This window comes from Brevibacillus laterosporus (assembly GCA_007833815.1).
In the GTDB taxonomy this organism is placed as follows: Bacteria; Bacillota; Bacilli; order Brevibacillales; family Brevibacillaceae; genus Brevibacillus_B; species Brevibacillus_B laterosporus_D.
The window spans coordinates 2,322,294-2,334,659 of the sequence record CP033464.1 but is presented as its reverse complement, the minus strand read 5'-3'; the positions used below and the strand labels follow the sequence as shown (position 1 = coordinate 2,334,659).

At 42.2% G+C, this 12,366-nt stretch carries 8 protein-coding genes; all 8 read right to left on the bottom strand.

The features are described from left to right. Positions 1-224: 224 nt before the first annotated feature. The gene (locus EEL30_12375; GenBank protein QDX93027.1) at positions 225-1,058 is read right to left on the bottom strand and encodes a PRD domain-containing protein; all 834 of its coding nucleotides are present in this window, start codon (positions 1,056-1,058) and stop codon (positions 225-227) included. A gap of 161 nt (positions 1,059-1,219) precedes the next feature. Further along, positions 1,220-2,980, bottom strand: coding sequence for a hypothetical protein (locus tag EEL30_12370; GenBank protein QDX93026.1), 1,761 nt, complete (start codon positions 2,978-2,980; stop codon positions 1,220-1,222). Positions 2,981-3,015: 35 nt separating this feature from the next. Beyond that, complete coding sequence (efeB, locus tag EEL30_12365) at positions 3,016-4,320, bottom strand: deferrochelatase/peroxidase EfeB (protein ID QDX93025.1); 1,305 nt, start codon at positions 4,318-4,320, stop codon at positions 3,016-3,018. A 5-nt stretch (positions 4,321-4,325) separates the two neighbouring features. After that, the gene (locus EEL30_12360) at positions 4,326-5,201 is read right to left on the bottom strand and encodes an EfeM/EfeO family lipoprotein (protein QDX93024.1); all 876 of its coding nucleotides are present in this window, start codon (positions 5,199-5,201) and stop codon (positions 4,326-4,328) included. Between the two features lie 148 nt (positions 5,202-5,349). Then, a complete protein-coding gene (locus tag EEL30_12355; protein ID QDX93023.1) occupies positions 5,350-5,724 on the bottom strand; it encodes a hypothetical protein in 375 nt (124 codons plus the stop codon). Positions 5,725-5,802: 78 nt separating this feature from the next. After that, entirely contained in the window at positions 5,803-9,633 is a 3,831-nt protein-coding gene (locus EEL30_12350) for a serine peptidase (protein QDX93022.1), read from the bottom strand. A gap of 211 nt (positions 9,634-9,844) precedes the next feature. Next, positions 9,845-10,594, bottom strand: coding sequence for a succinate dehydrogenase iron-sulfur subunit (sdhB, locus tag EEL30_12345; GenBank protein QDX93021.1), 750 nt, complete (start codon positions 10,592-10,594; stop codon positions 9,845-9,847). Positions 10,595-10,596: 2 nt separating this feature from the next. Further along, positions 10,597-12,360, bottom strand: coding sequence for a succinate dehydrogenase flavoprotein subunit (gene sdhA / locus EEL30_12340; GenBank protein ID QDX93020.1), 1,764 nt, complete (start codon positions 12,358-12,360; stop codon positions 10,597-10,599). Positions 12,361-12,366 lie beyond the last annotated feature (6 nt).

The window sequence follows — 12,366 nt, the reverse complement described above, 5'->3', positions numbered from 1 at the left end:
ACCGAGAATAATCTCGTACATGAATAAACATTTAGGTTTTGCCTGCTTACCAGTAACAATCCTAGTAGTATGAAATTAAAAAAACCTAAATCGCTGTCTATATAAATAGACAACCATTTAGGTTTTGCCTGCTTAACCAGTAACAATCCTAATAAATAAGAACATGTCTTATTAAGTTACTTATAAAATATCATGCTCTTTTATAAATGTCAACGCTTTCATCATTATTTTTTGTTTACAACCCTGTGAATATGGATCGTTAGATAAAGCACTTCTTCATTAGTCAACTCATGCTTGTATTCCTTATGGATATGTCGCTTGATTTTCTTCGTACACTCATAAGCTTCTTGATATTTGCTCTTGACCATCTCGTATAAAAAATCATCGGTGCTCTCCATGTAGGTTTCTTTACACAATCGTTGAGCAAAAAACTTTATATGTGTAATAAACCGATAATAATGCAACGATTCCTCATCTACTTCAATGTTGAAATGATATTTAACGATATTTAAAATCTCTTGCATAACCTTCGTGATGGTAACAATCGTTGGCATTTCTTCGTTTAATTCAGCATTTACAATGTGTAAAGCAATAAATCCTGCTTCATCCTCAGGTAGTGTAACTCCCAATTTTTGTTTGATTCGTTTAACTGCCTCTTGTCCAACTGAAAATTCGTCTTGATACAATCTTTTGATCTCCCAAAGCAAGGCATTTTTAATATCTAATCCGTCTTTGTTTCGCTGTATGGCAAAGTAAATATGATCAGTAAGGGAAACGTAAATGCTCTCATTTAACTTTTTTCCGAAACTCATTTTAGCATGATGAATGATTTCCTCTGAGATTTCCATATACTCCATCGGGATTTCATAAAGTAATGTTTTAAACTTCTCGGAGATATCCTTATTTTCTAATGTGAAAATTTTCTCGATCTTCTCTTCTTCGACTACATCACCTGGGCGCTTCTGGAAGGCAATTCCTCTGCCCATCATAACCAGTTCTTTATTTTGATCGTTGTACACGCTGATCACATTGTTATTAATAACCTTGGCTATTTTCATGCTGATGATCCTCCCTCGGGATAAACCAAATGCTAATTAGAGTCGCTTCCAATCTTTTTTTGATCGTACCTTTCTTTTCGGACAAGGTCAATGGAAAATGAATAGAGAGAAAAAGCCCGATCACTTAATCTGATCGGACTCTCTCTTTGCTCCTATTTCTCTTATGCAGGAATCACGGGTTTTTTAGCCCGTTTGTGTGTCCAAACGAACACACCTAGCACGACTATCAGTAAAACTCCTTGTGCCAGCACTGTTTCCATGGTTGGAAATAACCCGATTCCTTCCCACAAAGGTACCTGGCTTAAAGGATGGACAGGTAAAGATTTGGTGATTTGCAATGCGTGAACACTAACTCCAACTATTTTGAAAGCTAGCGCATAGATAACAACGGTGGCCGTCGTAAAGAATAGTCGAATCGGCAGTTTTACACTATAACGAATTAACACAAATCCAACAACCACCAAGATAGCTAGCGCAAGACCGATCCCCGTAAGCAATTCTTTCATCGTAATGGATGGAGCTAACCCGATATAGAAAATAACCGTTTCTGCTCCTTCACGGAAGATAGCTAGAAAACTAACGGTTGCCATGGCCCATAGCCCACCTTTAGCAACTGCTGATTCCACTTGGCCTTTAAGGTAAACATTCCAATTCTGTATGTTGGATTTATTATGTAACCAGTTCCCTACCAGCACCATCATCACAACAGCCGCAATCCCGAAAATACCTTCTAAATATTCGCGGCTAGCACCTGCTGTCGCTTGAGAAAAGAACATCTGGATACCAACAGCCAACAAACCACTACATATTATCCCAGCACCCACACCTGCCCATATCCATTTTTGTTGATGGGCGTGGTTGGTTTTTCTCAAAAAGGAGAGTAAGGCTGCTACAATTATTAAAGCCTCGAATCCTTCACGCAATAAGATTACCGCAGCATCCCACATGTGGTAAGAGCCACTCGACACATACGGAGCCAAATCAATCTGTAGCTGTGCCAATCGATCAGTTGCCTGTGAAGTCTTAGGAACCTGAGAGCTAAGTTCACTGATAGCTAGTGGAATCTCATTCTCCACTTTTGCGTATAAGCTAGGTGCCCTCGTCATAATTTCACCTTCGACCAGTGGCCAAATCGTTAAAAATTGATTAAGGGTATCAATAGCAGTAGCATTATCATTGGCCCCAATAGCAGAGATTGAAGTCGAAAGCATATCTAGTAAGCTTTGAACGGAGTACGTTCCTTCTGCTGGGGCCTCTCCACTTGTTTTTCCATCTAAAAATGCTTGGATAGACTGGTGGAGTCCATCCATTTTTTCAGCTACTTTTTTCAAATCAAGCGGCTCGGCATTTAACGCAATACGCACGAAAGCCATCTGCTTCTCAATATCTCCATATGCCATGATGCTTTTGTTTCGAACAATTAATTCTGCCTTAGTCCAATTTCTATCCAAGGACTGATAGGCCTTGAGCATCTCTGGCTGGCTCTGTTGGCTTACATCTTTTTGCCATTTTTCCAGTTGGGCAAGGACAGCTTTAAGCTTCTCTAGGTTCTCCTCTTTTTTTGGAGTTATCGTTTCTTCATACGTTCTCAACGCTTTAGACAATTGTTGTAGGCCGGCATAAATAGCCTTATCGTCCTTTGCCTCTTTCTGTAACTCCGTCTGTACGTATGCGATCGCGTTGTCCACTTCTTTTGCTTGAGGAATATCCATTCTCTCTTTAGCCCACTCTAGAGCAAAAGTGCTGATTGTTGTTTCTACGTGTGGCCAATCTTGTTGTTTCGTCTTCAAGAAAGCATCAGACATCGTGACAAAGAGACGATCCGTTGCTTCTGTAGCCCAAACTGGTATACTTACCGACAACAAAAAGCAAGCCACCATAAAAATGGCCATGACACGTTGTTTATTTTTAGAAAACCACATGGGGCTCACAACTCCTACTCGTTATAGATCTACGTTTAACGGAACAAGCCCTCACCTATATAACCACCCTTTTTAACTCCAGGGAAACAAGCAAACATACCACTTCCGCGATGAACAATGTACTCGTTTAGCTTATCGTTCTTCGCCAATCTATGTTGCATAGGGATAAATTGCTTGATCGGATCTCGCTGATAGCTTAGAAAGAGTAGACCAGCATTGAGCGCTCCCGTTTTCCCATCCATACCATCTGCATAGGAGTAGGATCTGCGTAAAATTTTGATCGAACCATCTCCATGTGCAATCCGGGCATGGGAAACATCCGGTAATTTCTCTGGCTGTAATGGCTCAAACTCGTCTGTTCCCCCTAAAGGAGCACCACTAGCTCGATGTCGACCAAATGTCTGTTCTTGATCGTTCAGGTTGGTACGATCCCATACTTCGATACGCATCTGAATGCGGCGAAACACCATATAGGAACCGCCTACCATCCATTCTGGCCCATCAATAGGCTGTACCCAGACATGTTGATTAAGTTGTGCTGGATCCTTCACATTAGGATTACCTGTGCCATCTTTAAAACCAAACAAATTACGCACTGTTTCTCCCTTTAGGTCAGCTTGCTTGGTGCGTTGAAAACCCGCTTGATTCCAACGCATAGTAGCGATGCCTCTCGCTCTTCTTATTAAATTGCGCAACGCATGAAACGCCACCTGCTGATCATCAGCACATACCTGCACAACAATATCTCCACCCGTCCATTCTGGTTGAAGATCATCTTGAGCAAAATGTGGTAGCTCGATCAACGCTTGCGGACGTTTAGCTTTGATTCCATAACGATCTATGCCGTCTTTTACAAAAAACTGGGCACTAACGCCAAACGTAATGGAAAGCTGGGAAGCAGCAAGTCCCTCTGCTTCCCCCGTATCCACCGGAGGAAGATACTGACTTGTCTTAGTATCCTCCACCGGTAGACCCTGTGTCATGTTTGCTGTAGCCAAGGTCCAATCTTTAAAAAGTTCTATCACATCTGAACGTTTGGTTGTATCTAGGTCAAAAGCAGCTACATAAGCAAAATTTTGAACCTCGGTAGTAATACCTGCTTGATATTCTCCATAGAAGGGAACAATATCATCTTTCGTTTGACCTGATTTTCCCTTTGTTTTGGCAGGCTCACTTTGCAAATGGTTAGCTGCTGCAATTACACCACCCATTCCACTTGCCCCGACTAAAAGCCCCAGTCCACCCATCCCTACCATTTTAAGCATGTCTCGGCGAGAAAGTGTTGTGTCTTCCTGATTAGAAGTAGTGTTCTGTTGTTGTTTCTCACGTTCTTCTTTCATAAGGTCTATCCCTCCAACACAACACCAATTTTGGACAGTGGCTCAGCAAGTGCATCAATCGCTTGGCTAAGTTTTTTAACCTGATCCGGTTTTAATTCAGTATAAGAAGCGTAATTTTCACCCTGTTTAAAAGGGGCTAATAGTGCGAATACTTCATCGAAACGTTTTTTGATCTCATCCGATACTTTTTGATCCTTCGTTATTAATGTTGGTTGCAAAAGCTCATAAATTTTTTGCGCGCCTTCTACATTGGCAGCGAAATCATACAGATCAGTGTGTGAGTAACGCTCCTCTTCCCCTGTTACCTTGGAGGAAGATACCTCATTTAGCAAATCAACGGCACCGGTTACTAAGAGTTCTGGTGTCACTTCCACTGTCTCTACTTTAGCACGTAGTAATTTCACATCATTTAACAACTGATCAGCCACTTTTTCAGAGCCTTTCGTGGTTTTGTTTACCCATAAACCTTGCTCAATCTTGTGGAAACCTGCCCATTCTTCTTTTGGTACGTCTCCTTCACGAGCATCTATTTTAGGGTCCAAATCTCCCAATGATTCTGCTATTGGCTCAATGCGTTCATAAAACATACGTGATGGAGCGTATAATTGCTTCGCTTGTTCCAAATCTCCTGTTTTCACCGCGGTAACGAATTTCTCAGTGGATGCCACAAATTGATCGATTTGATCAATAGAATATGTTCGATAAGCTTCAGCTACACTTTTCAAAGCATCGCTAGCTCCTGTTTTTTCTTCTACCTTTGGCGTAGCCTCTGCTTGGGCCGCTGGTTTATCTGTCTGTGTTGGTTGGGCTTGTTGAGTACACCCAAGAAGTGATGCACTTACTAGAAACATTGTTGATAAAGCAAAAATGGACTTTTTCATAAAGTCTCCCCTCGATTGTTAGAAATAGAAATAAGTTCGTAACACATTATAATACGAATGATAATCATTATCAATAGATTTTTTAATTCTATGTGGGGAGATTCTACCAAGTATGTAATCTCAAGTAAAAACAAGGTGACACTTAGGATTACTTGATCAAATAAGGAATGGAAGGAAATAAACGTCTAATCGTTTCATGCTCCTCTGTTGCATAAATAGCTACTGTTTCTCGTAAATCAAGAATAGGTACGGCTATTTCATGTTTACTTAATTGCCATAAGGGAATGGGTAGCGTTTGAAAGGAAAAAACCACATTACCAAAGCGGCGACACTCTCGTAAGCAAATGTCCTGTGAATAATCACAGCTCTCTTCCAGCAAATGAATAGGTTCAATCCCGAATTGTTCAATTAAATGCATCCTATCAGATAAGTCTTTTCCATGTTTATAGGGGGCTGTCCGTCTTGGCGACAGGATTGGATAATGCGAAACGACATATTTGACATGAATACCGTGATAAAACAAAAGCCTCACCTCTTTTTGATTAAAGAAAGAGTGACCACGATTCTAATGGTCACTCTCATGGTGCAGGGATGGCCCCTCTTATTCTTGCAGATTGGGCTTTAAGCGCTGTGATTGTATTTTAATGCCTGTTACAATTGCCTGGGCCTTCGTTTCACGTCCTAATAGATCGTGCGCAACTACCGTAATCGTCTCTTTTCCCTCTTTTACTTGTGGAATTTCTAAGAGAAAATCTCCTTGATCACTTACATCACCATAAAGGCGCTGCTCTCCATAGTAGAAGGATAGCTCTGTATTATATTGTTTTATGACTCTGCCTTTCACCTGAATGGTAGAACCTGCCGTATCTTCGTAGCTAGGCTTGGTGAAACCCACAGAAAGCGGTTTAGCAGGAAGAGCATTGTAAGTAATACGATTTTGGTCCTGCATTAAAACCACTGTTCCGATCGTTGCATCTGCATAGAATACAATGGATTGGGTCGTCAGATTTTTCGCTTCATCCATCGCCTCAACCAGAACTTTATTTTCCCCATGCTTGAGTGCAATTGGGTGCGAAAAGTATTTGTGAACAGGCTTCTCAATCTGATCCTCTTCCCAGCTTGCGATAATTTCACCATTTATCTTTAGTTTCCCTTTGTAATTTATATCACGATACATCAAACGCAGAGGAATCACGATTTTTTTGCTAGAAGCGTCAAACATAATATCTTCGTTTCCATCGTTTACCATTTGCAAAATGGGCGGTGTTTTATCCACAATAATACGTTGAGTAAATTCACGGGTATTGCCAAATGCATCCGTCACCTTATATGGTACATATTGAATACCCTCTGGCAAATCCAGCACGGTCTGAAACCGCCCGTCTTGTTCCACTTTTACAGATTGATCCTTGATCGTAACTTTGACACGATCCATCATATCTTCACCCGTCACTGTGCCACGGATAGCCACATGATTTTGATTGCTTACCATGACTTGTTGAAAGATCTGATCAGGGAATTCAATGCCCGGTGGTGTCGTATCACTTTGTCCATTGATATGAGTGTATGAGGTGTTACCAGCATAGTCATAGGCAACAAGCGTCATTTTTTTATGCGGCTGGCTAACTACTGCTTGTGTAATAGTCGGTGCATAAGGTCCTCCTGTTTTCTTTCCGTCCACATACAGCAGGTAGCCCTGAACGTCTTTGTCCTTACTCTCCCACTGAAGTTTGTTTTTATTTAACTGAGCAGTTACTTGTGGCTCTTGACGATCCACACGGACAGGTAAGGTCAGAGTCTGCCATTTTGCGTTCACAGCATCATTCTTGGCACGGATGACAAATCGATATGCACCATCAGGCGCCGGTATATATGCCCCTTTGTCTGAGGAATAAATCATTCCGTCCCAAGCCCACTCTTCTTTCTCCGTAAAGAAATAGGAATCCCCTTTTTTGGACTGATCAAATTTATTTACTTTCCCATCCTTTACTAGGGATCGAACAACTTTACCCGTTGTATCCGTGACATTAATAGAAAGCTCCCTCGCATTACGTAAAAATGTAATAGATGGTGCAGCCTTGTCATAATGACCATCTCCATTGGGTGAAAAGGCAATATGATCTGGGTCGATCAAAACATTTCCATTCTCATCTACACCATTTACACCTAATGCATCCCGAAAACGCCATTTGTCGCTTTCTTTATCGTGATACCATGTCGTTTTGACACCAGTTAGCTTTTCCTGACTCTTTGTGTGCCACATTGGAGCATCCATAATTCTAGGTTCATTCCACTCCCCATAAAAACCATAGTAAGGGACTCGTAGGGCAGGTACATGAGTTTGCTTAGGCGTAAATAGCAAGTAGCCTTCTACAAACATCTGTTTAGGAGCAGTCTTTGGCACAGTTACGGTCACCTGTATTTCTTGTTTTTGCCCTGGAGCTACTGTGACGCTTTTTGTTTGAAAATGAACCTTGGCTCCAGCTAACCGAGTATCCTTCATGCTAAAGTGACCATTCTCTACCTGATCAGTCAACACACCGAATTCGTCGCTTAGCGTATAAGTAAGTGGCTCTTTGCCAAATTTGTTAGAAATAACAAGATCAAACGTTCTCTTCTCCCCAATCTGCCCCAAAGAAACGCCAGCTTTTCCCGACTTATTTGTAATAATAACAGGGGTTTTCGCCGCCTTAACTACTTGCATGATTCCTGCCCCCTGCACCCGAGGTGAATAAGGAATTGGGTGTGCCTTATCTTTAGTCTTCGTTTTGATGGTGCGACGAGGATCAAGGACAGGCTGAGCTGTGTTCATGGCTACTGCTTTTAAAGTCTCGACCAGCTCTCGTCCCTCTAATGTATACCCTTGCTTTTTATAATATTGTTTCAGTAAAGCCATAGATCCTGCAACATGTGGAGTTGCCATAGAAGTACCACTCTTCACCCCATACCCTTCACGGGAAACAGTGGATAGAATTCCACCACCAGGTGCAGCTATTTCCGGTTTAAATTGTAGATCTGGTGTAGGTCCCCAGGAAGTAAAGGAAGAAATCGTTCCACCTTCTGGATATGGCAACTCATTTTGTGCAAACTGACCATCGAAGGTAATTTTTACCTTTTTACCTTTTTTTAATTTCGTTGCCACTGCTTCACCCATTGATTGTAGAATGGAAGCGCTTGGAATGTTTTTACTCTCATTTCCACTCATAATAAAAGGGCCCGCTTGATTGTTATAAATAAGAGCTCCAGCTGCACCCGCTTCCTTTGCCAGACGCAGCTTTTCATCGAAGGTAATCTCTCCACGCTCAATTAAAACAACTTTATTTTTGACACTAACGTAGTAATCCTCCTTCTTTCCTTTCCCCACATACACCATTTCGTGCGGCTGTGACAAATACTGTTCTGGTTGTAAAGCACTTCCGCTAGCTGGAATTCCCGTCAAATAGACCACCCGTGCCAACTGATCTACACCCTCTAGCGCAAAACTATTACCAGCAAGAGTCGTAGCATTGACGGAAGCAACGCTAAACGCATCTGGAGCTAATCCAGGTGTCCCGATCATTGCGTAATCTGGATTGGTTTGTTTTACTTTATCACTGCCAAAATAAGAGTCATTGCCAGCCGCTGCTACTACAACAACACCGCTATCTACAGCATTTTTCACTGCATATTGCTCAGTATTCGTCTCGTCTACATAGCCAGCCGAAGAACCGAGACTGAGATTGATCACATCCGCTTTTTTCGCAATAGAATCTGTCATAGCAAACAAAATAGATTCACTAAGACCCGAAATACTGCCTTGATAATTGCTAAAAACTTTTTCACTAAGTAGTTGAGCTTCTGGTGCTACCCCTTTTACTTTGCCATTCCCAGCTACTATTCCCGCTACATGAACACCATGTTGAGATTCCCCAACGTCTTGAGTTATTTGATTGCGATCGGCCCAGTTATAACCTTTTATCACTTTTTGAGTGGATCCAGATTTTTGTTGTGCCGCTTTTTGATCTTTAGGCGCTGGAAAATCAGGATGTTCATGATTAATACCTGTGTCAACAATGGAGATGAGCATACCTTCCCCTTTTACACCTAACTCCTGCCAGGCCCTGTCTGCCTCTATCATGGACAAAGTTGGTCTTCCTGCTTTAGACACCGTTTCCCCTTTTATCACATGCTTTAGGGCATTCCATTCGTTTGCTTGGTTCTGAAACAAGCTGAAAAGATTGCCCGGGGAATGACCGCCTCTCTTTTGAGAAACGGAAGCCTTAGTCGCCTCCCGAATATCCTTATGGATTTGCTCACGTGAAATTATTTGCTGCGTGTTACCAATAGTCGTGTGGTTATGTAAAACTGTGTCTGCTTCAACGTAACTGACTGGATAATATAGCAACGGTACAACTGCACCCGCACAAATCACTTTGATCATTTGATTTTTCATACGCAGCCCCCTCCTGGTGAAAATTCCTCATGTAGTATCTTCATCAGTTTGCCAAAGGAAGCTTATGGGTATACGCCAGTAAGAATACAAAGGGCTAAAAGCATACTACCAATTTTTTCAAGAGAAAAAATAAAAAGCCTTCTCGCGTTGAGAAGGCTTTTACTGAAATAAATATATTTCTTGCGAATCAAATAAGTACCTACCTTCTCGCTTACGAGAAGAAGAATGATTTTATCGCATGCTTAGTTGTCTCTTTATTCATATGAGCGATTGATGTAGTCAATGGAATACCTTTCGGGCAAGACTGCACGCAGTTTTGCGAGTTACCGCAGTAGCTAATGCCACCCTCATCCATCAAGGAATCTAAACGTTCATGCCTGTTCATTTGCCCCGTTGGATGCTCATTGAACAAACGTACCTGAGAAATCGCAAATGCACCAATAAATGGTGATTTATCATTAACGTTCGGGCACGCTTCTAAGCATACGCCACATGTCATACATTTAGACAATTCATATGCCCATTGGCGATCTACTTCCGCCATACGTGGTCCTGGTCCTAAATCATGTGTTCCATCAATAGGAATCCAAGCTTTAACACGTTTTAAGGCATCGAACATACGACTGCGATCTACTGTCAAGTCACGTTGTACAGAGAACGTACTCATTGGCTCAATACGCACTGGTTGTTCCAATTTATCGATCAGAGCGGAACAGGCTTGGCGTGGTTTTCCGTTAATCACCATCGAGCAAGCACCGCACACTTCTTCTAGACAGTTGGATTCCCAGATGACAGGTTTAGTCTTCTGTCCTTGGGAGTTAACTGGGTTGCGTTGAATTTCCATTAAAGCAGAGATTACGTTCATATTTGGACGATATGGAATTTTAAACTCTTCTTTATAAGGCGTGGATTCAGGTGTGTCTTGTCGGGTAACGATCAGATGGATTAAACGATCAGCCATGATCATTTCCCTCCTTTTTTATCACTGGTATAGTCACGCTTACGTGGTTTGATTAAGGAGACATCTATAGCTTCATAATAGATTTCTGGCGCTGTTGTTTCTGGGTTATACTTCGCCATCGTCGTTTTCATGAAGCGTTCGTCATCACGCTCAGGGTAATCAGGCTTGTAGTGAGCACCGCGGCTTTCATCACGTTGCAAAGCACTAAGCGTAATAGCGCGACCTAGCACGAGCATGTTCCACAAATGACGTGTAAACTGTGCTCCAGAGTTGCTCCACTGTTGCGTATCTTGAATGTTGATGTTTTTGTAACGCTCCATGAGCTCAAGAATCTTATCATCGGTTTTTTGCAATCGATCATTGTAGCGAACTACCGTTACGTTATCGGTCATCCACTCACCCAACTCTTTATGGATCACGTACGCATTTTCCGTACCATCCATTTTTAAGATGTTGTCGTATTTCTCTTGTTCTTGCTTGGCATAACTGTCAAACAAGCTACTTGGAAGATCATCTGAGTGCTTATCCAACGAGTTAATGTAATTGATAGCATGTGGACCAGCTACCATTCCACCATAAATAGCGGATAACAGAGAGTTTGCTCCCAGACGGTTACCACCGTGTTGAGAATAATCGCACTCACCAGCAGCAAATAGACCAGGAATGTTAGTCATTTGGTTGTAATCTACCCACATACCACCCATGGAATAGTGAACAGCTGGGAAAATTCGCATCGGTACTTTTCGTGGATCTTCACCAACGAATTTTTCATAGATTTCAATGATACCACCCAGTTTTACATCCAATTCTTTCGGATCTTTGTGGGACAGGTCCAAATACACCATGTTTTCGCCGTTGATGCCCAGTTTCATATCTACACAGACGTGGAAAATTTCGCGAGTCGCAATGTCACGCGGTACAAGGTTTCCGTATGCAGGATACTTTTCCTCCAAGAAATACCAAGGCTTACCGTCTTTATACGTCCAGATACGTCCGCCTTCTCCACGAGCTGACTCAGACATAAGACGTAGCTTGTCATCTCCTGGAATAGCAGTCGGGTGAATCTGGATAAATTCGCCATTCGCATAAATAACGCCTTGTTGATACAAGGCAGATGCCGCCGTACCCGTGTTAATGATAGAATTGGTAGATTTACCAAAGATAATGCCAGGTCCACCAGTCGCCATGATAACTGCATCAGCATGGAATGCTTTAATTTCACCTGAGCGCATGCTCTGTGCAGTTATCCCACGACAGACGCCTGAATCATCAATAACCGCTCCTAAAAAATCCCAATATTCGTATTTTTTAACAAGCCCTTCCGTCTCATAACGGCGTACTTGTTCATCTAGAGCATATAATAATTGCTGTCCTGTTGTGGCTCCAGCAAATGCAGTACGGTGATGCTTCGTTCCCCCAAAGCGACGGAAGTCTAGCAAACCTTCTGGAGTACGGTTAAACATAACACCCATACGATCCAGCATATAAATGATACCAGGTGCAGCATCACACATCGCTTTTACTGGTGGTTGGTTCGCTAGGAAGTCACCGCCATAAATCGTGTCATCAAAGTGTTCCCAAGTAGAGTCGCCTTCCCCTTTGGTATTAACAGCTCCATTAATACCGCCCTGCGCACAGACAGAGTGAGAGCGCTTAACCGGAACTAGGGAAAAAAGTTCTACGGCTACCCCTTTTTCTGCAGCTTTAATTGCCGCCATCAGTCCAGCCAGACCACCGCCGACAATAATTAGTTTACCCTTCGCCATGTTTTC